Origin of the sequence: Massilia sp. (assembly GCF_032106685.1) — a bacterium.
In the GTDB taxonomy this organism is placed as follows: domain Bacteria; phylum Pseudomonadota; class Gammaproteobacteria; order Burkholderiales; family Burkholderiaceae_D; genus Telluria.
In genome coordinates this window covers 217133-239503 of sequence record NZ_DAMCPG010000002.1, presented here as the reverse complement: position 1 = coordinate 239503, position 22371 = coordinate 217133, and the positions used below count along the sequence as shown (strand labels likewise).

Genomic DNA, 22371 nt, shown 5'->3' with positions numbered 1-22371 from the left:
GGCGGAGCTGGCGATACCGGACGGGCTGTCCGGTTTGCGCAAGCTGCGCGTGGCGCGGGTGGCACGAATGCTACTGGACGGTGTCAAAGTTTCTTGACCCGGCGCGCCCTGACGACGCCGCTTCAATAGTACGGCGGGACGAGGCAACGCCGCCGTGGAGTCTTGCCGCGCGCGCTAGGCCTGCATCGGCGCCAGCAGGCGGTGCGCCACTGCATATTGCACCATTTCCGACAGCGAGGTCATGCCCATCTTCTGCATGATCCGCGTCTTGTGGGTACTGACGGTCTTCACCGACAGGTGCAGGTTGTTGGCGATCTCGGTGATCGATTTACCCCCTACGAGTAACGAGAATACCTCGAATTCGCGATCCGAGAGTTGTTTGTGCAGCAGTTGCTCGTTCGGCGCCATGATGTTCAGCGCCAGCTGCTCGGCCACCTCGGTGCTGATGTAGGGGCGGCCGGAGGCGACCTTGCGGATGGCGCCGACCAGCTGGGTGCCCGCGCTTTCCTTGGTCAGGTAGCCCTGGGCGCCGGCCCGGATTGCGCGCACCGCGTATTGTTCTTCCTCGTGCATGGTGAGGATCAGGATCGCCAGCTTTGGCGCTTCGCTGCGGACCTGGCGGATCAGGTCGACGCCGCTGCGTCCCGGCATCGACAGGTCGAGCAGGAGCAGGTCGAAGCCGCCCTGGCGCACCAGCGACAGCACCTCGAAGCCGTTGGTGGCCTCGCCGACGATCTCGACGTCGAGCGCGCCGTCGAGGATGCGCTTGAGCCCCTCGCGCATGATGGTGTGATCATCTGCGATGACGATTCTTATCATGTTGCCTCCCCTGGCCCCGGCATGCCGCAGCCGTCTCTTTCATATCATGTATATCGCCTTCGGCGGTCGCCGCTCGGGGCGACAGCCGGAGGCGCGGTCTCTTTGCCGGTTCAGCCGGCGGCCGGCTCGCTGATCAGGCGGTGCACCAGCACCGGCTTGGTCGTGTGCGACAACACCTTGTTGGTCACGCTGCCGAGCAGGAGCTGGCCCCAGCCGCTGCGTCCGTGCGACCCCATGAAGATCAGGTCGCAGCCCTGCTGCTCGGCGACCTCGACGATCTTCAGGGCGGTGGCGTCGGAAAAGGCGGTCATGCAGCTGTGCTGCAGGCTGGCGGCGGCGCAGGAGCGCATGATGCGGCCCATGTAGTCCTCGCCCATGCGCCTCATCTGCGCCACGTATTCCTCCTCGCTCGGGTAAGAGGGCGGAATGATCTCGACATAGACGGGATACTGGTACTCGGGGGCGACGAACAGGGCCAGCACTTCGGCACCCATCTGCTGCGCGAACTTCACGCCGGCGCAGGCCGTGTGTTGCGACACGGCCGAACCGTCGGTGGTGATCAGAATTTTCCGGTACATGATGAGCCCTCCCTGACAGCACGTATTGTGGCGCCTAGTACGCGGTCGTTTGATTGTGATAGCGCAACCAGTTGATTTTGGTCAAACATGAGCTCGCTCGGGCAAGAGTCCCCGGGAAAACAGCGCACAATCGGCACGACCACAAAAACAACACCTGGCTTGTGAAAAGATTCAGGAACCGCATGGTTTTATTGTCGCGGAATTAAGTTTCCTTGTCCATTTTGTTGTAACGCGATCTCCGACATTTACCTACGGCAACTGCGCTGCTACACTCGCCAACTACTCTTTGGGCTTTCAGCGAGGTGGTTCACGCGCGCGAAAGTCCGCATCACCCAACGGACCAACGCACGCAAACCGCGACATTTATATTATGGAGAAGCAGGGATTATGACCGACGCCGCTGACGATTTCGACGCACTTTTCGAGGAAGTGGCGGCCCAGCGTGCCAGTGCGGCGCCGGCTCCCGCCGCGCCTGCCCCGGCAGCCGCCAGCGCCGACGAGGACGACCTGGAAGCGCTGTTCGAGCAGGTGGCGGCAGGCCAGGGGGGCGCCGCATCGGCAGCCGCCCCGGCAGCCGCGCCGGCAGCCGATATGGCGGCCATCGCCATGCCTTCCGCTGAAGGCGAGGGCGACAAGAACATGTACGAACGCCTGGGCGGCATCGTCCGCCTGCTGCACGACTCGCTGCGCGAGCTGGGCTACGACCGTGCGCTGACCGAAGCGTCGTCGCAGATCGTGGACGCCCAGGACCGCCTGGAATACGTCGCCACGCTGACCGAGCAGGCCGCCAACAAGGTGCTCAACACCCTGGACGACGGCATGCCGGCCCAGGACAAGCTGTCGAAGCAGGCCCAGGACATGGAAACGCGCTGGGACGACCTGTTCTCGGGCAAGCTCAGCCTGGAGCAGTTCAAGGCCCTGGCCGGCGACTCGCGCCAGTTCGCGCAAGCCGTCTCGGAAGCGACCGAGGCCGAAAAGGCGCGCCTGCTCGAGATCATGATGGCCCAGGACTTCCAGGACATCACCGGCCAGCTGATCAAGAAGGTGGTCGCGATCACCAAGACCGTCGAGAACGAGCTGGCCCAGCTGCTGCGCGACAACGCCCCGCCGGAAACCCGCGCCAAGCTGGCCGAGAAGGAAGCCGCGCCGGCGCCGCTGATGCAGGGCCCGTCCGTGCCGGATGTGGCGCTGGACCAGGACAATGTCGATGATCTTCTTGCCGAGCTGGGATTCTAATGGACGATATGCTCAAGGATTTCGTCGTCGAGGCGATGGATCTGGCAGTCAATGTTGAAGAGCATCTGCTGCGCCTCGAACGCGACCCCGAAAACAAGGAAACGCTGAACGCGGTGTTCCGCTCCTTCCACACGATCAAGGGCGGCGCCGGCTTCATGGGCCTGCCGGCCCTGGTCGCGGCCTGCCACCTGACCGAGAACCTGTTCGACGCGCTGCGCACCGGCGCGGCGCCCGTGACGCCGCTGGCAATCGAGGCGGCGCTGCAGGCCTCCGGCTTCGTGGCCGACCAGCTGGGCGACCTGAACAACGGTACCCCACCGGAACAGCTGGCCTCGATGCCGCAGGACCTCGAACGCATCCTGATGGACGCGATCGAAGGCAAGACCGAGGCGGCGCCTGCTGTCCAAGCCGCGCCCACACCTGCGGCCGTGCCTGTGGCCGAGCCGGCGCCGGCCGCCGTCTCCGCGCCCGCCGCCGCAACTGGCGAGGATGGCCTCGACTGGACCGCGATGTACAACGCCGTGGTTCCGGCCGCGAACGCCATCGGCGCCGAGGCGCCTGGCGCCGCCGCGCCGGCCGCCGCGCAGCCGGAAGCCGCGTCGGCCGCCGCCGCCGTTCCTGCCGCCGGCGCCAAGCCGGGCTGGGACGGCATCGAGCGCCGCCAGGACAACAAGGTGGCCGAAGCGCGCGCCGCCGCCGCCCCGGCCAAGGACGAGAGCATCCGCATCGACGCGGTCAAGCTCGACGCGCTGCTGGAAGTGGCCGGCGAATCGGTGCAGGCCGCCAACCAGGCCGCCGTGCTGCTCGAACGCCTGTCGCAGTTCAAGTTCGAAGGCCAGGCCGCGACCCTGATGGCGACGCTGACCGAGACCCTGGAGCGCGCCTCGCGCTACTCGGCCGAACTGCAGCGCGCCACGCTGGCGACCCGCATGCAGCCGGTGGGCCGCCTGTTCCAGAAGTTCCCGCGCCTGGTGCGCGAACTGGCGAAGGACCTCGGCAAGGACGTCGAGCTGACCATCGAAGGCGCCGAGACCGAAGTCGACCGCGTCGTCGTCGACAGCCTGTACGACCCGCTGGTGCACATGCTGCGCAATGCGCTCGACCACGGCGTCGAGTCGCCGCAGGACCGCCTCGCGGCCGGCAAGCCGGCCAAGGCCTTCATCCTGCTGAAGGCCTGGCAGGAGGCGAACAGCGTCATGATCGTGCTGCAGGACGACGGCAAGGGCATGGACCCGGTCAAGCTGCGCAAGAAGGCGTTTGAGAAGGGCCTGATCGGCGAGAACGGCGCCCCGAACGACGAGGACGCCTACCAGCTGGTGTTCCTGCCGGGCTTCTCGACCAAGGAAGTGGCTTCCTCGGTCTCGGGCCGCGGCGTGGGCATGGACGTGGTCAAGACCGCGGTGGAAAAGAACCGCGGCGCGATCCGCATCGATTCCCAGCTCGGTTCGGGCACCAAGTTCGCGATCCGCCTGCCGATCGAACTGTCGATCGTGCCGACCATGCTGGTCTCCACCTCGGGCGCCTCGCTGGCGCTGCCGATGGCGGTGGTCGAGCGCGTGGTCGAGCTGCCCGAGACCTTCTCGAACGTCGGCGGCGCCCCGGTGCTGAAGGACCAGGGCCGTCCGCTGCCGGTGCGCTCGCTGGCCGGCGCCCTCGGCTACGAGGAAGCCCCGGAACGCGTCGGCATCGTCATCAACGCCCCGCAGCCCTACATCCTGGCGGTGGAAGCGGTCGACGGCACCGCCGACCTGGTGATCAAGCCGATGACGGCGCTGACCGTCGAGGGCATCACCGGCACCGCCCGTTCCGCCGAAGGCGAGCTAGTGCTGGTGGTCGGCCTGTCCTTCCTGATGGACGGCTGCCGCAGCACGGTGCGCATGGCGGCGTAAGGGGCGCCGGCTCGCACCAAAGTCGTGAATCTGGGCCAACCCGGCCCCGGCAACAAAAAGCCTGTGCACTGCGTGCGCGGGCTTTTTTTATTTGCATCCAGGTATTTACGTGCAAATAAAATTTGCATTGATATCGACGTATTGGCAGAATCATGCGGAAAGGGTGCGCTTGCCGCACTGCACAATTGTGTGCATAATCGAAAACGCTCCCCATTTTCAGGCGCCCGCCACAGGAAACCGCATGTTAAAGACCCTCTACGACAAACTCTGGGATGCCCACGTCGTGCGTGCCGACGCCGACGGCACGACGGTGCTGTACATCGACCGCCACCTGGTCCACGAAGTGACCAGCCCGCAGGCCTTCGAGGGCCTGCGCGAAGCCGGCCGCGGCCTGTGGCGCACCTCCGCCAACCTGGCGGTGGCCGACCACAACGTCCCGACCACCGACCGCCGCGAAGGCATCGCCGACCCCACCTCGCGCCTGCAGGTCGAGACCCTCGACGCGAATACGAAGAGCTTCGGCCTCACCTACTTCAACATGAACGACAAGCGCCAGGGCATCGTCCACGTGATCGGCCCGGAGCAGGGCGCGACCCTGCCGGGCATGACGGTGGTGTGCGGCGACTCGCACACCTCGACCCACGGCGCCTTCGGTTGCCTGGCGCACGGCATCGGCACCTCCGAGGTCGAGCACGTGCTGGCGACCCAGACGCTGCTGGCGAAAAAGTCGAAGGCCATGCTGGTCCAGGTCGACGGCGCGTTGCCGCCGGGCGTGACCGCGAAGGACATCGTGCTGGCCGTGATCGGCAGGATCGGCACCGCCGGCGGCACCGGCTACGCCATCGAATTCGCCGGCTCGACCATCCGCTCGCTGTCGATGGAAGGGCGCATGACGGTCTGTAACATGGCGATCGAGGCGGGCGCGCGCGCCGGCATGGTGGCGGTCGACGACACCACCATCGACTACGTGAAGGGCCGTCCGTTTTCCCCGGTTGGCCCGCAGTGGGAACAGGCGGTGGCCTACTGGCGCACCCTGCACACCGATCCGGGCGCGAAGTTCGACATGGTCGTCACCCTCGACGCCGCCGAGATCCGGCCGCAGGTCACCTGGGGCACCTCGCCCGAGATGGTGACCTCGATCGACGGCCGCGTGCCCGATCCCGAGCAGGAAAAGGACGCCGTGCGCCGCGACGCGATGGAAAAGGCGCTGACCTACATGGCCTTGGAACCGAACACCGCGATCGAGGACATCCGCATCGACAAGGTCTTCATCGGCTCCTGCACCAACTCGCGCATCGAGGACTTGCGCGCCGCCGCCGCCGTCGTGCGCGGGCGCCAGCGCGCCTCGAACGTCAAGCTGGCGCTGGTGGTGCCGGGTTCCGGCCTGGTGAAAGAGCAGGCCGAGCGCGAAGGTCTTGATAAAATCTTCAAGGCCGCCGGCTTCGAGTGGCGCGAACCTGGTTGCTCGATGTGCCTGGCGATGAACGCCGACCGCCTCGAGCCGGGCGAGCGCTGCGCCTCGACCTCGAACCGCAACTTCGAAGGCCGCCAGGGCCAGGGGGGGCGCACCCACCTGGTGTCGCCGGCGATGGCCGCCGCGGCGGGCATCGCAGGTCACTTCGTCGACGTGCGCGCCCTCTGATTCGCATTCTTTCATTCACATTCAACCCATCGACAGACCATGAAAAAAGTATTCGCCCTCTCCCTGATCGCCATCGCTCTCGCAGGCTGCAACACGATTTCCGGCATCGGCCGCGACGTGCAGAAAGTCGGCCAGGTCGTCACCGGCGCCGGCGGCAAGTAACAACGAAGACAACAGATTCGGGAGCAGGAGCATGGACAAATTCACCGTACACGAAGGCCTGGTGGCGCCGCTCGACCGCGCCAACGTCGACACCGACGCCATCATTCCGAAGCAGTTCCTGAAATCGATCCGGCGCACCGGCTTCGGCCCGAACCTGTTCGACGAATGGCGCTACCTCGACCACGGCGAGCCGGGCCAGGACTGCAGCACCCGTCCGTTGAATCCGGACTTCGTGCTGAACCAGCCGCGCTACCAGGGAGCGTCGATCCTGCTGACCCGCAAGAACTTCGGCTGCGGCTCCTCGCGCGAGCACGCGCCCTGGGCGCTGCAGCAGTATGGAATCAAGGCGATCGTCGCGCCGAGCTTTGCCGACATCTTCTTCAACAACTGCTACAAGAGCGGCCTGCTGCCGATCGTGCTGAGCGAAGCCCAGGTCGACCAGCTGTTCAATGAAGTCAAGGCGTCCATTGGTTTCAAGTTGACTGTCGACCTGGAAAATCAGGTGCTGCGCACCCCCGACGGGCGCGTCAAGCTCGAGTTCGCCATCGACGCGTTCCGCAAGTACTGCCTGCTCAACGGCCTGGACGACATCGGCCTGACCCTGCGCCACGCCGACGAGATCCGCGCCTTCGAGGAACGCCACCTGGCGCGCCAGCCCTGGCTGGCCAACACCATCTGAAAGACGAACGCATGACCACGCATATGAACAAGATCGCCATCCTGCCGGGCGACGGCATCGGTCCCGAAATCATGGCCCAGGCCGTGCGCGTGCTGGAAGCGCTCGGCGAATCCTTCGAGATGGAGCGCGCGGAAGTGGGCGGCGCCGGCTATGCGGCCCACGGCCACCCGCTGCCGGAAGCGACCCTGAAGCTGGCGAAAGAGGCCGACGCGGTCCTGTTCGGCGCCGTCGGCGACTACAAGTACGACACGCTCGAGCGCGCGCTGCGCCCCGAGCAGGCGATCCTCGGCCTGCGCCGCGAACTCGGCCTGTTCGCCAACCTGCGCCCGGCCATCCTGTACCCGGAACTGGCCGGCGCCTCGACCCTGAAACCGGAAGTGGTGTCGGGCCTCGACATCCTGATCATCCGCGAACTGACCGGCGACATCTATTTCGGCAAGCCGCGCGGCGTGCGCGAATGCCCGGACGGCCCGTTCAAGGGCCAGCGCGAGGGCTTCGACACCATGCGCTACGCCGAAGGCGAGATCCGCCGCATCGCCCACGTCGCCTTCCAGGCCGCGCAAAAACGGGACAGGCGCGTGACCAGCGTCGACAAGGCGAACGTGCTGGAAACCTTCCAGTTCTGGCGCGACATCGTCACCGAAGTGCACAAGGATTATCCGGACGTCGCGCTCGAGCACATGTACGTCGATAACGCCGCGATGCAGCTGGTGCGCGCGCCGAAGAAGTTCGACGTCATCGTCACCGGCAACATGTTCGGCGACATCCTGTCGGACGCGGCCGCGATGCTGACCGGCTCGATCGGCATGCTGCCCTCGGCCTCGCTGGACGCCGACAACAAAGGCCTGTACGAACCCTCGCACGGCTCGGCGCCGGACATCGCGGGGCAGGGCATCGCCAACCCGCTGGCGACCATCCTGTCGGCGGCGATGATGCTGCGTTATTCGCTGGGCAAGGCGGAGCAGGCCGACCGCGTCGAGGCCGCCGTCAAGCAGGTCCTGGCGCAAGGCCTGCGCACCGCCGACATCTTCGAAGAGGGCACGACCCGTGTCTCGACCGAGCAGATGGGCGACGCGGTGGTCAACGCGTTGGGCTGAAGCGGCGTTAATGCCCGATGGTTAGAGAAATGTAGGGTGGGCACTCCGTGCCCACGCGTAAACGACGAGCATCGTTGAAAGATAAAGGAACAACATGAAGTTAGTAGGCCTAGTTGGTTGGCGCGGGATGGTCGGGTCGGTCCTCATGAAGCGCATGCAGGACGAAGGCGATTTCGACCATATCGAGCCGGTGTTCTTCACCACCTCGAACCCGGGCGGCGACGCCCCGGGCATGGCGAAGAACGAGACCAAACTGAAAAGCGCGCTTGACGTCGCCGAACTGTCGAAGTGCGAGATCATCATCTCCTGCCAGGGCGGCGACTACACGACGGAAGTCTATCCGCAGCTGCGGGCCAGCGGCTGGAACGGCTACTGGATCGACGCCGCCTCGACCCTGCGCATGAAGGACGACGCCGTCATCGTGCTCGATCCGGTCAACCTGGACGTGATCAAGAACGCCATGGGCCGCGGCGTGAAGAACTTCGTCGGCGGTAACTGCACCGTCTCGTGCATGCTGATGGGCCTGGGCGGCCTGTTCAAGAACGACCTGGTCGAGTGGATGACCTCCATGACCTACCAGGCGGCGTCGGGCGGCGGCGCCCAGCACATGCGCGAACTGCTGACCCAGTTCGGCACCATCAACAGCAGCGTCAAGCACCTGCTGGACGACCCGGCCTCGGCCATCCTGGAAATCGACCGCACCGTGCTGGCGACCCAGCATGGTCTCACCGCCGACGAAACCAAACAGTTCGGCGTGCCGCTGGGCGGCAACCTGATCCCCTGGATCGACAAGGACCTGGGCAACGGCCAGTCGAAGGAAGAGTGGAAGGCCGGCGCCGAGACCAACAAGATCCTCGGCCGCGGCGAAGGCTTCGGCAAGGGTGACGCAAATAAGGCGATCCCGGTCGACGGCCTGTGCGTGCGCATCGGCGCGATGCGCTGCCACTCGCAGGCGCTGACCATCAAGCTGACGAAGGACGTGCCGCTCGACGAGATCAACGACATCATCGCCTCGGACAACGAGTGGGTGAAGTTCGTGCCGAACACGCGCGAAGCCTCGATCGTCGACCTGACCCCGGCCGCCGTCACCGGCACCCTGCGCATCCCGGTCGGCCGCGTGCGCAAGATGTCGATGGGCCCGGACTACCTGTCGGCCTTCACCGTCGGCGACCAGCTGCTGTGGGGCGCCGCCGAGCCGCTGCGCCGCATGCTGCGCATCGTGCTGGACAAGTAATCGACATCGACGCCGCGAGATTCGCGGCGTTTTGTGATTGTAGGGTGGACACCTGTGTCCACGCGGTACGGCATTGAATTAGTCGATACCCGGGCCAGGACACGTTGGCCGACGATCGTAGTCCTGGTTGGGGTTCGCGACATATCGTCGGTGCCATACAGCGTGGACACAGGTTTCCACCCTACAAAAGCATTAACCCCTCAACCACACCCGTTAGCACCCCGCTAATTTCCCGCCTTCCGCGACGATATCGAATCGTCATCGTTCGCTCATCCGTCACACAGTTTGACCTCGCTACGCCCCGTGGCGCTTGCATGCCACAGTGCATGATGATATGTTGAGACTTCCGGGAAACCGTCCTTTCCGCAGCTAACCATTTCCGCTCTCAACTATGCCATTGAACCGCCGCCCTCAGATCATGTCGTCCGCGTTGAAAACACTCACCGCCGCGGTCGCCAGTGCAGTGCTGCTGTCCTCGGCGGCGTCTGCAGCGGGATTGGGAAAGCTGACCGTGCTGTCCGCCCTCGGCCAGCCGCTGCGCGCCGAGATCGAGCTGACGGCGGTGTCGAACGACGAGGCGAAGGGCCTGGTCGCCAGGCTGGCGCCGGCGGAGGCCTATCGCGCGGCCAACATCGAATTCAATCCGGCGCTGCTGTCGCTGCGCTTTAACGTCGAGCAGCGCGCGGGACGCCAGTTCGTCCGCATCAGCTCGACCCAGCCGCTGAACGAACCCTTCGTCGACCTGCTGCTGGAACTGGCCTGGGACAACGGCCGCCTGGTGCGCGAATACACCTTCTTGCTGGACCCGGCCGAACTGCGCGCGCCGCAGCCGGCCCAGGTCGCCGCCGGGTCTGCCGCCGCCGCTGCTGCACAGCGCCCGCGCGCAGCCGCGCCGGCGCCGGCAGCCGAGGCGCCGGCCCAGCCAGCCCCGGCCCGTCCGCAGCGCGGCGCCCGCGCCGACGAGACCGCCGCCACCGAGAATGCCGCGCCGCGCGCGCCGGCCGCCGCCTCGCGCTACCGTGTCAGGTCGGGCGATACGCTCAGCGGCATCGCCACCCGCGTCAAGCCGGTCGACGTCTCGCTCGACATGATGCTGGTCGCCCTGTACCGCGCCAACCCGGACGCCTTCATCGGCAACAACATGAACCGCCTGAAGTCGGGCCAGATCCTGTCGGTGCCCGCCGGCGATGCGCTGCGCGACATCGACGGCGGCGAAGCCCACGGCACCGTCGTCGCCCATGCGGCCGACTTCAACGCCTACCGCGCCAAGCTGGCCGGGCAGGTCGCCACCAGCACGCCGGCGCGCGAGACCCCGGCCGGCCAGAGAGCGACCGGACGCATCACGGCCAAGGTCGAGGAGCGCCCGACCGCCGCCAACGAATCGCAGGACCAGCTGCGCCTGTCGAAGGCCTTGCCGGCGCCGGCCGCGGCCGGCGGCGATAAAGCTGGTGCAACCACCAGCGCCGAAGACACGATCGCCAAGGAAAAGGAACTGGCCGACGCCCAGCAGCGCGTCAAGGAACTGGAAAAGAACGTCAACCAGCTCGAAGAGCTGATCACGGTGAAGAGCGGCGCCGGCGCCGCCGCCACCGGGCGCGCAGCCGAGGGCATGAAGCCGATCCAGCCGGCGCAAACGCCGGCCGCGACCGAGGAAGCCGCCAAGCCGGCGCCGAAGATCAAGCCGAAGGCCAAGCCCGCGCCGCAGGAGAAGTCGCTGCTCGACACGCTGATGGACAACGTCGTCTACATCGGCGCCGGCGCGGCCGTGCTGCTGCTGGCCGCGCTCGGCCTGTCGCAGCGCCGCCGTAAGCAGGCCGCGCCGAAGGTGGCCGCGGCCGAGCCGAGCATCCTGGGCGCCGCCGCCCAGCCGGCCCCGGGCCAGGCGATGTTCGCCGAGACCGGCGGCCAGAGCGTCGACACCAACGACAGCGTGTTCAACTCCAGCTTCGCGCCGTCGGCGAGCCAGCTCGACACCAACGAGGTCGATCCGCTGGCCGAGGCGGAACTCTACCTGGCCTATAACTTCGACACCCAGGCCGAGGACATCCTCAAGGAAGCCCTGCGCAACGATTCGCACCGCCATCCGGTGCGCCTCAAGCTGCTCGAAATCTACGCCGCGCGCAAGGACGTGCGCGCCTTCGAAACCCAGGCGACCGAGCTGTACAGCCTGACCGGCGGCAAGGGTGACGAATGGGTGCAGGCGGCCAGCATGGGCCGCGCGCTCGATCCGGCCAACCCGATGTACGCCGCCGGCGCGGTGGCTGGCGGCGCGGCTGCCGGCGCAGCGCTGGCCGCCGGCGCCGGCATCGCCGCGGCCGCGGCGGCGCCCGAGGCGAATCCGCAGACCCTGCTCTCGCAGCAGCTCGAGCAGGCCTTCCGCAACCGCGGCGACAACACCGAGATCGTCGAGCCGGCTGCAACGGTCGACGCCGTCACCGGCGCGCCGCTCGACACCACGTTCAACATCGACAGCCTGGGCCTGGGCACGGACGCCACCGCGCTGCCGCAGGCGCAAGCGAAGGCGGACGACAATCTGCTCGACTTCGATCTGGGCGGCCTGAGCTTCGAGCCGGTCCCGGTCGCCGAGCCGGCCGCGGCCGCACCGACCGACGCCACCGCCGTACCCGATCTGCAGTTCGACATGGAGCCGTTCGCGCCGCTCGAACCGGCGCCGGCGGCCACGGCCCCGGACGTTCCGGTCACCAGCCTCGACGACCTGGCCTTCGACATGCACTTCGACGCGCCGGCGGCCCCGCAACAGGCAGCCGCCGCCGCGACCCCGCAGGACGACGACGACGGCTTCGTCCTCGACCTGTCGAGCAGCGGCCCGTCGACCGACATCGACATGGCCCAGCTGGCCAAGGAATTCGAACTGCCGCCGCTGCCGGAAGTGCCGCAGACCCCGCAGGCGGCCGAGCTCAAGGACCCGCTGTTCGACCTCGACGCCATGGACTTCAGCCTGGCCGACGACACCTTGGCGCCGCCGGCGACCCCGGCCGCGCCGAAGCAGGACTTCGACTTCTCGACCGACCTCGACTTCGCCACCGGAGGCGAGACCGCGGCCCCTTCCGTTGCCGACACGGCGACCCAGGGGCATGCCAGGGACCCGCTGTTCGACCTCGACACGATGGACTTCGGCCAGCCGGCCGCGCCCGCCGCGCCGCAGGACGATCCGTTCGCGCTGCCGGACGTGCCGGCCATCCCGAACCCGGGCACGCCGGTGCCGCGCTTCGACATGTCTGGCTTCGACCTCGACCTGCCGGCGGGCGAGGTCGAGCAGGCGGTCCAGGCCGCGCCGCAGGAGCAGGGCATCTCGAACGAGTTGAGCCCGGCCCAGATGGAGATGGAGACCAAGCTCGACCTGGCGATTGCCTACCAGGAGATCGGCGACAAGGAGGGCGCGCGCGAGCTGCTCGATGAAGTCATCAAGGGCGGCAGCGGCGAGCAGGCCAGCCGTGCCAGCGCCATGCGCGCGAAGCTGGTTTGATGCCTAGCGTGAGGCGCATCGCACTCGGACTCCAGTACGTCGGCACCGGCTGGAATGGGTATCAGAAACAGCCGACCCGCGACACCGTGCAGGACGCCCTCGAGATCGCACTCGCGAAGTTCGCCTGCACGCCGCTGCACACGACCTGCGCCGGCCGCACCGACGCCGGCGTCCACGCGGTCGAGCAGGTGGTCCACTTCGACACCGAACTGGACCGCTCGATGCAGAGCTGGGTGCGTGGCACGAATACCTTCCTGCCCGATTCGGTCTCGGTGCGCTGGGCAGCCGAGGTGCCGCCCGACGGCGAGGGCAATCAGTTCCACGCCCGCTTCTCGGCCCGTGCGCGCACCTATCACTACGTCCTGTACAACAACCCGAATCCCTCGGCGCTGCTGGCCGGACGCGCCGGCTGGGTGTTCCGTCCGCTCGACGTCGAGCGCATGCGCGCCGCCGCGCGCCACCTGATCGGCCTGCACGATTTTTCATCGTTCAGGGCCTCCGGCTGCCAGGCGAATACGCCGGTGAAGGACATGCAGGAAATCGCGATCGAGCGGCGCGGCGACATCATCGTCTTCACCGTGCGCGCCAGCGCTTTCCTGCACCATATGGTGCGCAACATCGTCGGGGCGCTGATCTACGTCGGCACCGGCCGCAACGAGCCCGACTGGATGGCCGAGGTGCTGGCCGCGCGCGACCGCGACGCCGCCGCGCCCACCTTCATGCCGGACGGCCTGTACTTCGCGAAAATCGATTACGATCCGAAGTGGGGGCTGCCGCAGGAGGCGCTCTCGCCACTGCCCTGGCTGTAAGTTTGTAGGTTTTTCATGAATCGTACCCGTGTCAAAATCTGCGGCATCACCCGCGAACAGGACCTGCATGCCGCGGTCGCCGCCGGCGCCGATGCGCTCGGCTTCGTGTTCTACCCGAAGAGCCCGCGCTACGTGAGCCTCGACACCTTTGCCGCACTGGGGCGCGCGCTGCCGCCCTACGTCAGCTCGACCGCCCTGTTCGTCAACCCGGCGCTCGAGGAGGCGAGGGCGGTGGTGGAGGCGGCCCCGGTCGCGCTGCTGCAGTTCCATGGCGACGAAACGTTTGAACAGTGCGCGGCGATCGCGGATGCGGTGAAGCGTCCTTTCGTGCGGGCCTACCGCGTCAAGCCGGACACGACGCCTAATCAGCTGCTAGAATGCGAACTCGCATACCGCGCCGCCAGTCCCTGGTTCTCGAGCCTGTTGCTCGACGCTTACGTGGACGCCTACGGCGGTGCAGGAAAGGTCTTCGATTGGTCTCTTATCCCAAAAGAGCTCGCGCCTCGGGTCGTTTTGAGTGGTGGGTTGAGCGTGCAGAACGCGACTGAGGCGGTGGCAAGCGTACGCCCCTACGCCGTCGACATCAGCAGTGGTGTCGAGGCGAGCAAGGGGATCAAGGACGCCCGCAAGATCGCGGCCTTCATTGCCGCGGTGCGGGCAGCCGATGCCATCATCGAAAGCGAGCACGATCATGAAAGACAACAACCTGACCCGAGGAACTGAGGGCGGCGCCGCCGCATTGTTCCAGACCCCCGACTACCAACTGCCCGACGCGCGCGGCCATTTCGGCCCCTATGGCGGCAGCTTCGTCGCCGAGACGCTGTCGCACGCACTGGCCGAGCTGAACGAGGCCTATGCCCGTTTCTCGGCCGACCCGGAATTCCTCGAGGAGTTCCGCTACGAGCTGGCGCACTTCGTGGGCCGCCCGTCGCCCGTGTATCACGCGAAGCGCTGGTCCGAACTGGCCGGCGGCGCCCAGATCTACTTCAAGCGCGAAGACCTGAACCACACCGGCGCCCACAAGATCAACAACGTGATCGGCCAGGCCCTGCTGGCGCGGCGCATGGGCAAGAAGCGCATCATCGCCGAGACCGGCGCCGGCCAGCACGGTGTGGCCACCGCCACCATCTGCGCCCGCTTCGGCATGGAATGCGTGGTCTACATGGGCAGCGAGGACGTCAAGCGCCAGGCCCAGAACGTCTACCGCATGAAGCTGCTGGGCGCGACCGTGGTGCCGGTCGAGTCGGGCAGCAAGACCCTCAAGGACGCGCTCAACGAAGCGATGCGCGACTGGGTCACCAACATCGAGAACACCTTCTACATCATCGGCACGGTGGCCGGTCCCCACCCGTACCCGATGATGGTGCGCGACTTCCAGTCGGTGATCGGCGAGGAATGCCGCGTGCAGATGCCGGCCATGACCGGCCGCCAGCCCGACTACGTGCTGGCCTGCGTCGGCGGCGGCTCGAATGCGATGGGCATCTTCTATCCCTACATCGACGAGCCGGGCGTCAAGCTGGTCGGCGTCGAACCGGCGGGCGAGGGGCTGGAGACCGGCAAGCACGCGGCCTCGCTGTCGGCCGGCTTCCCGGGCGTCCTGCACGGCAACCGCACCTACCTGCTGCAGGATGCGAACGGCCAGATCATCGAGACCCACTCGGTCTCGGCTGGCCTGGACTATCCGGGCGTCGGTCCCGAGCACGCCTGGCTGAAGGACACGGCGCGCGCGCAGTACGTCTCGATCACGGACGACGAGGCGCTGGCCGCCTTCCACGACTGCTGCCGCATCGAAGGCATCATCCCGGCGCTGGAGTCCTCGCACGCGATCGCCTACGCGGTGAAGCTGGCGCCGACGCTGGCGAAGGACGAGATCATCCTGGTCAACCTGTCGGGCCGTGGCGACAAGGACATGCACACGGTCGCGCAAAGGATGGGGCTGGATTTCAGCTGATCCATCGTTGAACGCGTGGACGGCGAAGCCGTCCACCCTACGGCTGAACGAAGGAACGTAGGGTGGGCGGGTCTCCCGCCCACGCGTTCGACGGACCGATGCAAACCGCCACCGCTACCGATCACCAAGATAGAGAACACACCATGTCCCGCATCGAATCCACCTTCGCCGCCCTGCGCGAACAGAACAAGACCGGCCTCGTCACCTTCATCACCGCCGGCGACCCCGGCCCCGACCTCACCGTGCCGCTGATGCACGCCCTGGTCGAGGGCGGCGCCGACGTCCTGGAACTCGGCGTTCCCTTCTCCGACCCGATGGCCGAAGGCCCGGTCATCCAGCGCGCCTGCGAGCGCGCCCTCCAATTCGGCGTCGGCCTGCGCGATGTCTTCGGTTTCGTGCGCGAATTCCGCAAGACGAACGCCACGACGCCGGTGGTCCTGATGGGCTACGCCAACCCGATCGAGCGCATCGGTCCCGAGGAATTCATCCGCTGCGCCAAGGATGCCGGCGCGGACGGCGCCATCGTCGTCGACTACCCGCCGGAAGAGTGCGAAGCCTTTGCCGACGCCATGCGCGCCAGCGACCTCGACCTGATCTTCCTGCTGGCGCCGACCTCCACGGCCGAGCGCATCCAGCAGGTGGCGCGCTACGGCAGCGGCTTCAGCTACTACGTCTCGCTCAAGGGCGTGACCGGCGCCGGCAGCATCGACACCGAGGACGTGGCGCGCCGCGTGGCCGCGATCCGCGAACACGTGCGCCTGCCGATCGGCGTCGGCTTCGGCATCCGCGACGGCCAGACGGCGAAGGCGGTCGCCTCGGTGGCGGACGCCGTCGTCATCGGCAGCCGCATCATCCAGGAAATCGAGAACGCCGGGTCCGAGGCCGCCGTGCCGGCGGTGCGCGACTTCGTGAACGGTATTCGTACTGCCCTGGACGAATAGAGCAAGAATTGCAGCGTAGGGTGGGCACGGAGTGCCCACCCTACCTCATCGCGCAGCCAGGAAGCTTGGCCGATCTTCCTCTTGTCAAGTTGCTATCGAGTACGGTACATTAACCAAACTCAATGTTTGTACGGACGAGGCATTCCATGAAGAAGCAAGTAGTCAGTGTATCCATTCTGCAAAACGCCAAGGTGATGGCAGCGCTGTATCTGGTCATTTCGATCCCGCTCACCTTGTTCATGACCATTCCCGCGCTCCTCACGCAGGGCGCCGGGGTGTCGCTGATGGCGGCGTTGTTGATGCCGCTGCTCTATACCCTGTTCGGCTTCGTGTTCACCCTTCTTGGCGCATGGGTGTATAACCTCATTGCGGCGCGCATCGGCGGCTTCGAATTCACCACGGCCGAAGCCGGGAAGAACTTCGCCAAGGACTAATTGTCGGAAATTCAAGCGGTCGACAAGCCCGGCGCTTGCGGCTACACTACGCGCCAACCCAAGAATTGCCGCAAAGGAGAGAACATGAGTTGGTTGGAAAAACTGCTGCCCCCCCGAATCCAGCGCTCCGATGCTGCCAACCGCAAGACCATGCCCGAGGGCCTGTGGGTCAAGTGCCCGTCGTGCGAAGCGGTCCTGTACCGCGCCGACCTCGAGTCGAACCTGCACGTGTGCCCGAAGTGCGACCACCACATGCGCATCCGTGCCCGCGAGCGCCTCGACGGGCTGCTCGACGCGGAAGGCCGCTACGACATCGGCCAGGAAGCCCTGCCGGTCGACACCCTCAAGTTTAAAGACAGCAAGAAATACCCGGACCGCCTGAAGGCCGCGATGGAAGCCACCGGCGAAACCGACGCGCTGGTGGTGCAGGGCGGCTCGATCATGAGCCTGCCGGTCGTCGTCGCCTGCTTCGAATTCGAATTCATGGGCGGCTCGATGGGCTCGGTCGTCGGCGAGCGCTTCGCGCGCGGCGCCCAGATCGCGCTCGAGCAGAAGGTGCCGTTCATCTGCATCACCGCCACCGGCGGCGCGCGCATGCAGGAAGGCTTGCTGTCGCTGATGCAGATGGCCAAGACCACCGCCATGCTGACCAAGCTGTCCGAGAAGAAACTGCCGTTCATTAGCGTGCTGACCGACCCGACCATGGGTGGCGTGTCCGCTTCCTTCGCCTTCATGGGCGACGTCGTGATCGCCGAGCCGAAGGCCCTGATCGGTTTCGCCGGCCCGCGCGTCATCGAGAACACCGTGCGCGAGAAATTGCCGGAAGGCTTCCAGCGCGCCGAGTTCCTGGTGCAGAAGGGCGCCGTCGACATGATCGTCGACCGCCGCAAGATGCGCGAGGAAATTGCCCGCCTGCTGGCCCTGCTGCAGAGTCAACCGGTCGAAAGCATCGCCTAAGTCCTTGTAGAATCACGAAACGGCCGGCCTCCGCCCTGCGGACTGCCGGCCGTTTTCTTCCCCGTTCAAGTTTCACCCGAGTTTCATTCAGACGACGATCCCATGCAAAACCTCCCCACCACCTTGCCCGACTGGCTGGCGCTGATCGAGTCGCGCCACGCCGAAACCCACATCGACATGGGCCTGGAGCGCGTGCGCGCCGTCAAGGAACGCATGGGCCTGGCCTTCGACTGCCCGGTCATCATGGTGGCCGGCACCAACGGCAAGGGCTCGACCTGCGCGATGCTCGAGTCGGTGCTGCTGCACGCCGGCTACCGTGTCGGCCTGTACATCAAGCCGCACTTCCTCGACTTCAACGAGCGCGCCCGCATCAACGGCGAAATGGCGAGCGACGCCATGCTGGTGGACGCCTTCAACGTCGTCGAGGCGCAGCGCGGCGATATTTCGCTGACCTATTTCGAGTTCACCACGCTGGCGATCATGCACCTGATCTCGAAGGCCGGCGTCGATGTCGCGATCCTCGAGGTGGGCCTGGGCGGGCGCTTGGATGCGGTCAACGTGGTCGACGCCGACGTCGCCATCGTCACCAGCATCGACATCGACCATGCCGACTACCTGGGCGACACGCGCGAGGCGATCGGCTTCGAGAAGGCCGGTATCTTCCGCCCGGGCAAGCCAGCTATCTGCAGCGACCCGATGCCACCAAGCACGCTGATCAAGCATGCCGAGGACATCGGCGCCGACCTCTGGCTGATCGGCCGCGACTTCAACTACCAGGGCGACCAGCAACAGTGGAGCTATGGCGGACGCAGCCAGCGCCGCAATGCGCTCGCCTATCCGGCCCTGCGCGGCGCGAACCAGTTATTGAATGCCTCGGCCGCGCTGGCGGCGCTCGAAGCGCTGCGCCTGCAGCTGCCGGCCGGCGCCCAGGAAGTGCGTACCGGCCTGGCCCTGGTCGAGCTGCCGGGGCGCTTCCAGGTGCTGCCGGGCCGCCCGACCACGGTGCTCGACGTCGCCCACAATCCGCACGCGGCGGCCACGCTGGCCCAGAACCTGGGCAACATGGGCTTCCACCGCTATACCTACGCCGTGTTCGGCATCATGGCGGACAAGGACATCGAGGGCGTGATCGCGCCGATGGCCCAGTACGTCGACCACTGGTGCGTGGCGGATTTGCCGTCGCCGCGCTCGGCCAAGGGCGGGGACTTGGCCCGCCAGCTGGCCGCGCTGCGCCCGGCGGGTGCGAAAGAGGGCGACTTTTCGGTTACAAATTTCCCCGATCCGGCCGCCGCCTTCGCAAATGCCATCAGCCGTGCCGGGGAGAATGATAGAATTGTGGTCTTTGGCTCGTTCTATACCGTCGCCGGCGTGATGGCGGCCCGAAAAAACTCTCTTCACTGATTAAAGACGCATGGGCTTGTTCTCGATCTTTAGTAAAAACAAGCAAGAAAGCAGCGCCCAGGACAGTGGCCGTTTTTCCCGCGATGACGACAATCTCGCCGAACGCGCCCGCGCCAAGCGCGCCGCCTACGCGGGAGAGGCCGCGGCCGCCTCGCGCCGCAGCCGCAGCGGCGGCGACCCCATGCTGCCGGAGAAGAAGCGCGCGCGCCGCCGCCTGGTAGGCGCGATCGCCCTGGCCCTCGCCGCCGCCGTCGGCCTGCCGATGCTGCTCGATTCCGAACCGCGGCCGCTGGTCGGCGACATCGCCATCCAGATTCCCGCCAAGGACAAGGCGCCGGCGTTGCCGGTGCCGTCCGACCCGGTGCCGGCCGCCGAGAGCGTCGACCAGGGCGAGGAAATCGTCGAGGCGCCGCCTGCCCCGGCCGCGCCGGCCGCGCTGCCGCCGCCGGTCAAGACCGTCGAGGTCGCCAAGGCCGAGCCGAAGGAGCCGGTGCGGATCGAATCCGAGCCGAAGCCGGAACCGAAAAAGCCCGAGCCGAAGAAATCCGAACCAAAGCCGGCCGAGCACAAGCCCGAGCCGAAGAAACCCGAACCGAAAGTGGCCGAGAAGCCCGTCGAGAAGCCGGCGCCGAAGAAAGTGGAAGACAAGCCGCTGCCTTCGCGCGCCAAGGACGAGGACGCGGCGCGCGCGCTGGCGCTGCTCGAAGGCAAGAGCGCCGCGAAGCCGGCCGAGAAGCCCGCCGAGAAGTCGACCAATAAGCCCGAGGCCGCCCAGCGCTTCGTGGTGCAGGTCGCCGCCCTGGCGAGCCAGGAGAAGGTCGAGGAACTGCAGGCGCGCCTGCGCGCGGCCGGCGTCAGCGCCCATACCCGCAAGTCGGGCGAGCTGATCAGGGTGCAGGTCGGCCCGTTCGGCAGCCGCGAAGAGGCCGAGAAGGCGCGCGCCAAGCTCGGCGCCCAGGGCTTCAGCGGCTTCCTGGTACCAGTGTAAGGGTGGTCGGGGCGGCGTGACGATTTTCGATTATCTGGTATTGTTCGTGCTGGTTTCCTCGGTCGTCATCAGCACCATGCGCGGCCTGGTGAAGGAGATCCTGTCGCTGCTGGGCTGGATCGTCGCCTTCGTGGTGGCCAACGCCTACGGCGCGCAACTGGGGCCGATGCTGCCCGAGCTGATCCCCGGCGAGACGCTGCGCCTGATGGTCGCCTTCGTCGCCCTGTTCCTCGGCGTGCGCATCCTGATGGGCCTGCTGTCGCTGGCGCTGGGCGCCGTGATCGAGGCGTCCGGGCTGTCGCTGGCGGACCGCGGCCTGGGCGGCCTGTTCGGCCTGGCGCGCGGCGTTGTAATCGTGCTGGCCGCCGTCATATTGTGTTCGATGACTTCCATCCCCCAACAAGATTTCTGGAAGGACGCGCTGCTGTCTCCCCTGGCGGAGACCGGCGCGCGCACCGTCAAGCCCTTCCTCCCTGCTGCGCTGGCGCAGCACGTACAGTTTTGAACTTTTCCGTAACAGCATTCTGTTCTTAGGAGCACACCATGTGTGGCATCGTCGGCGTCGTCTCGCAAACTCCCGTCAACCAGTTGTTGTATGACGCATTGCTGCTTCTGCAGCACCGCGGCCAGGACGCGGCGGGGATTGCAACCAATCACAGCAGCATGTTCTCGATGTACAAGGCGAATGGCCTCGTGCGCGACGTGTTCCGTACCCGTAACATGCGTTCGCTCCAGGGCAACACCGGCATCGGCCACTGCCGCTATCCGACCGCCGGCTCGTCGAGCGAGGAAGAGGCGCAGCCGTTCTACGTGAACGCCCCGTTCGGCATCACCCTGGCCCACAACGGCAACCTGACCAACCAGGCCGAACTGAAGGAAGCGCTGTTCCGCAACGACCGCCGCCACATCAACACCAATTCCGACTCGGAAGTGCTGCTCAACGTGCTGGCGCACGAGATCCAGGAAGCCGCCGACGGCTTCTCGCTCACTCCCGAAGCCGTGTTCAAGGCGGTCGGCGTGGTGCACCGTCGCGTGCGTGGCGCCTACGCGGTCGTGGCCCAGATCGCCGGCCACGGCATGCTGGCCTTCCGCGATCCGTTCGGCATCCGTCCGCTGTGCCTGGGCATGAACGAGGGCGAGGGCGGCGTCGAATACATGGTCGCCAGCGAATCGGTGGCGCTGGAAGGCATTGGCTTTCGCTTCGTGCGCGACATCGCACCGGGCGAAGCGGTGTTCATCGGCGAAGACGGTCAACTGCATGCGCGCCAGTGCGCCGAAAACCCGTCGCTCAATCCATGCGCCTTCGAGTACGTCTACCTGGCGCGTCCGGACTCCGTGATCGACGGCGCCTCGGTCTACGCCACCCGCCTGAAGATGGGCGAATACCTGGCCGATAAGATCCGCAAGGAAATCCCGGTCGAGGAAATCGACGTCGTCATGCCGATTCCCGACTCCTCGCGCCCGGCCGCGATCCAGCTGGCGCTGAAGCTGGGCGTCGAGTACCGCGAAGGCTTCATCAAGAACCGCTACATCGGCCGTACCTTCATCATGCCGGGGCAGGGCATGCGCAAGAAGTCGGTGCGCCAGAAGCTCAATGCGATCGGCTCCGAGTTCAAGGACAAGAACGTGCTGCTGGTCGACGACTCGATCGTGCGCGGCACCACCAGCCGCGAGATCGTGCAGATGGCGCGCGACGCCGGCGCGCGCAAGGTGTTCTTCGCCTCGGCCGCGCCGCCGGTGCTGTTCCCGAACGTCTACGGCATCGACATGCCGACCCGCGACGAACTGATCGCCTACGGCCGCACGGTCGACGAAGTCTGCAAGGAAATCACGGCCGACCGCCTGGTCTACCAGGACATCGAGGCGCTGAAGCGCTCGATCTCGGACGTCAACCCGGCCCTGACCACCTTCGAGGCCTCCTGCTTCGACGGCGTCTACGTCACCGGCGACGTCACGCCCGAGTACCTGGACAAGCTCGAGCACCATCGCCACAAGAGTTCGGGCAAGTCCTCGGACGACGTGGTGCGCACCCAGCTGAACCTGAATCCCCCGGTCGCCGCCGAATAA

Annotated in this window: 20 protein-coding genes; 18 read left to right on the top strand and 2 right to left on the bottom strand. The window is 66.5% G+C overall.

Translation table 11 applies throughout. From position 1 onward, the window contains the following. Nucleotides 1–174: 174 nt before the first annotated feature. The gene (locus tag RT688_RS02945; RefSeq protein ID WP_313703347.1) at nt 175–819 is read right to left on the bottom strand and encodes a response regulator transcription factor; all 645 of its coding nucleotides are present in this window, start codon (nt 817–819) and stop codon (nt 175–177) included. Between the two features lie 110 nt (nt 820–929). Next, entirely contained in the window at nt 930–1397 is a 468-nt protein-coding gene (locus RT688_RS02940; protein ID WP_313703346.1) for a universal stress protein, read from the bottom strand. Between the two features lie 387 nt (nt 1398–1784). On the opposite strand from RT688_RS02940, the gene RT688_RS02935 reads away from it, so the two are divergent. The 18 genes from RT688_RS02935 (at nt 1785) to purF (ending at nt 22371) form a co-directional block, all read left to right on the top strand. After that, nucleotides 1785–2633, top strand: coding sequence for a protein phosphatase CheZ (locus RT688_RS02935; protein ID WP_313703345.1), 849 nt, complete (start codon nt 1785–1787; stop codon nt 2631–2633). Further along, nucleotides 2633–4522: a chemotaxis protein CheA gene (locus RT688_RS02930; protein WP_313703344.1), complete on the top strand. Its 1890-nt coding sequence runs from the start codon at nt 2633–2635 to the stop codon at nt 4520–4522. The genes RT688_RS02935 and RT688_RS02930 overlap by 1 nt, the downstream gene beginning before the upstream one ends. A gap of 241 nt (nt 4523–4763) precedes the next feature. Then, nucleotides 4764–6164 carry a 3-isopropylmalate dehydratase large subunit gene (gene leuC, locus RT688_RS02925; RefSeq protein WP_313703343.1) on the top strand — a complete coding sequence of 467 codons (1401 nt, stop codon included), beginning with the start codon at nt 4764–4766 and terminating at the stop codon, nt 6162–6164. Nucleotides 6165–6203: 39 nt separating this feature from the next. Further along, entirely contained in the window at nt 6204–6326 is a 123-nt protein-coding gene (locus tag RT688_RS02920) for a lipoprotein (RefSeq protein WP_313703342.1), read from the top strand. A gap of 31 nt (nt 6327–6357) precedes the next feature. Continuing rightward, nucleotides 6358–7005, top strand: coding sequence for a 3-isopropylmalate dehydratase small subunit (gene leuD, locus RT688_RS02915; protein WP_313703341.1), 648 nt, complete (start codon nt 6358–6360; stop codon nt 7003–7005). Nucleotides 7006–7016: 11 nt separating this feature from the next. After that, a complete protein-coding gene (gene leuB / locus RT688_RS02910; RefSeq protein ID WP_313703340.1) occupies nt 7017–8102 on the top strand; it encodes a 3-isopropylmalate dehydrogenase in 1086 nt (361 codons plus the stop codon). A gap of 94 nt (nt 8103–8196) precedes the next feature. After that, nucleotides 8197–9336, top strand: a complete 1140-nt coding sequence (gene asd / locus RT688_RS02905; protein ID WP_313703339.1) for an aspartate-semialdehyde dehydrogenase — start codon at nt 8197–8199, stop codon at nt 9334–9336. 391 nt (nt 9337–9727) lie between these two features. Then, nucleotides 9728–12823: a FimV/HubP family polar landmark protein gene (locus tag RT688_RS02900; RefSeq protein WP_409521872.1), complete on the top strand. Its 3096-nt coding sequence runs from the start codon at nt 9728–9730 to the stop codon at nt 12821–12823. A gap of 8 nt (nt 12824–12831) precedes the next feature. Next, nucleotides 12832–13632, top strand: coding sequence for a tRNA pseudouridine(38-40) synthase TruA (gene truA, locus RT688_RS02895; RefSeq protein ID WP_313703337.1), 801 nt, complete (start codon nt 12832–12834; stop codon nt 13630–13632). Between the two features lie 15 nt (nt 13633–13647). Continuing rightward, entirely contained in the window at nt 13648–14355 is a 708-nt protein-coding gene (locus RT688_RS02890) for a phosphoribosylanthranilate isomerase (RefSeq protein WP_313703336.1), read from the top strand. Next, nucleotides 14324–15583 (top strand): tryptophan synthase subunit beta, encoded by a 1260-nt coding sequence (gene trpB / locus RT688_RS02885; protein WP_313703335.1) that lies wholly within the window; start codon nt 14324–14326, stop codon nt 15581–15583. Before RT688_RS02890 ends, trpB begins: the two co-directional genes overlap by 32 nt. A 143-nt stretch (nt 15584–15726) precedes the next feature. Beyond that, entirely contained in the window at nt 15727–16524 is a 798-nt protein-coding gene (gene trpA / locus RT688_RS02880; RefSeq protein ID WP_313703334.1) for a tryptophan synthase subunit alpha, read from the top strand. A gap of 146 nt (nt 16525–16670) precedes the next feature. Further along, nucleotides 16671–16958, top strand: a complete 288-nt coding sequence (locus RT688_RS02875; RefSeq protein ID WP_313703333.1) for a hypothetical protein — start codon at nt 16671–16673, stop codon at nt 16956–16958. Nucleotides 16959–17042: 84 nt separating this feature from the next. Next, nucleotides 17043–17915: an acetyl-CoA carboxylase, carboxyltransferase subunit beta gene (accD, locus tag RT688_RS02870; protein ID WP_313703332.1), complete on the top strand. Its 873-nt coding sequence runs from the start codon at nt 17043–17045 to the stop codon at nt 17913–17915. Between the two features lie 102 nt (nt 17916–18017). Further along, nucleotides 18018–19316: a bifunctional tetrahydrofolate synthase/dihydrofolate synthase gene (gene folC / locus RT688_RS02865; RefSeq protein WP_313703331.1), complete on the top strand. Its 1299-nt coding sequence runs from the start codon at nt 18018–18020 to the stop codon at nt 19314–19316. A 10-nt stretch (nt 19317–19326) separates the two neighbouring features. Beyond that, nucleotides 19327–20304, top strand: a complete 978-nt coding sequence (locus RT688_RS02860) for an SPOR domain-containing protein (RefSeq protein WP_313703330.1) — start codon at nt 19327–19329, stop codon at nt 20302–20304. Nucleotides 20305–20320: 16 nt separating this feature from the next. Further along, complete coding sequence (locus RT688_RS02855) at nt 20321–20809, top strand: CvpA family protein (protein WP_313703329.1); 489 nt, start codon at nt 20321–20323, stop codon at nt 20807–20809. 38 nt (nt 20810–20847) lie between these two features. Next, nucleotides 20848–22371, top strand: coding sequence for an amidophosphoribosyltransferase (gene purF / locus RT688_RS02850; RefSeq protein WP_313703328.1), 1524 nt, complete (start codon nt 20848–20850; stop codon nt 22369–22371).

What these genes read in the sequence shown, in the direction of transcription:
- RT688_RS02945 (WP_313703347.1), bottom strand. Translation starts at nt 819, where the DNA reads ATGATAAGAATCGTCATCGCAGATGATCACACCATCATGCGCGAGGGG.
- RT688_RS02940 (WP_313703346.1), bottom strand. Translation starts at nt 1,397, where the DNA reads ATGTACCGGAAAATTCTGATCACCACCGACGGTTCGGCCGTGTCGCAA.
- RT688_RS02935 (WP_313703345.1), top strand. Translation starts at nt 1,785, where the DNA reads ATGACCGACGCCGCTGACGATTTCGACGCACTTTTCGAGGAAGTGGCG.
- RT688_RS02930 (WP_313703344.1), top strand. Translation starts at nt 2,633, where the DNA reads ATGGACGATATGCTCAAGGATTTCGTCGTCGAGGCGATGGATCTGGCA.
- leuC (WP_313703343.1), top strand. Translation starts at nt 4,764, where the DNA reads ATGTTAAAGACCCTCTACGACAAACTCTGGGATGCCCACGTCGTGCGT.
- RT688_RS02920 (WP_313703342.1), top strand. Translation starts at nt 6,204, where the DNA reads ATGAAAAAAGTATTCGCCCTCTCCCTGATCGCCATCGCTCTCGCAGGC.
- leuD (WP_313703341.1), top strand. Translation starts at nt 6,358, where the DNA reads ATGGACAAATTCACCGTACACGAAGGCCTGGTGGCGCCGCTCGACCGC.
- leuB (WP_313703340.1), top strand. Translation starts at nt 7,017, where the DNA reads ATGACCACGCATATGAACAAGATCGCCATCCTGCCGGGCGACGGCATC.
- asd (WP_313703339.1), top strand. Translation starts at nt 8,197, where the DNA reads ATGAAGTTAGTAGGCCTAGTTGGTTGGCGCGGGATGGTCGGGTCGGTC.
- RT688_RS02900 (WP_409521872.1), top strand. Translation starts at nt 9,728, where the DNA reads ATGCCATTGAACCGCCGCCCTCAGATCATGTCGTCCGCGTTGAAAACA.
- RT688_RS02890 (WP_313703336.1), top strand. Translation starts at nt 13,648, where the DNA reads ATGAATCGTACCCGTGTCAAAATCTGCGGCATCACCCGCGAACAGGAC.
- trpB (WP_313703335.1), top strand. Translation starts at nt 14,324, where the DNA reads ATGAAAGACAACAACCTGACCCGAGGAACTGAGGGCGGCGCCGCCGCA.
- trpA (WP_313703334.1), top strand. Translation starts at nt 15,727, where the DNA reads ATGTCCCGCATCGAATCCACCTTCGCCGCCCTGCGCGAACAGAACAAG.
- RT688_RS02875 (WP_313703333.1), top strand. Translation starts at nt 16,671, where the DNA reads ATGAAGAAGCAAGTAGTCAGTGTATCCATTCTGCAAAACGCCAAGGTG.
- accD (WP_313703332.1), top strand. Translation starts at nt 17,043, where the DNA reads ATGAGTTGGTTGGAAAAACTGCTGCCCCCCCGAATCCAGCGCTCCGAT.
- folC (WP_313703331.1), top strand. Translation starts at nt 18,018, where the DNA reads ATGCAAAACCTCCCCACCACCTTGCCCGACTGGCTGGCGCTGATCGAG.
- RT688_RS02860 (WP_313703330.1), top strand. Translation starts at nt 19,327, where the DNA reads ATGGGCTTGTTCTCGATCTTTAGTAAAAACAAGCAAGAAAGCAGCGCC.
- purF (WP_313703328.1), top strand. Translation starts at nt 20,848, where the DNA reads ATGTGTGGCATCGTCGGCGTCGTCTCGCAAACTCCCGTCAACCAGTTG.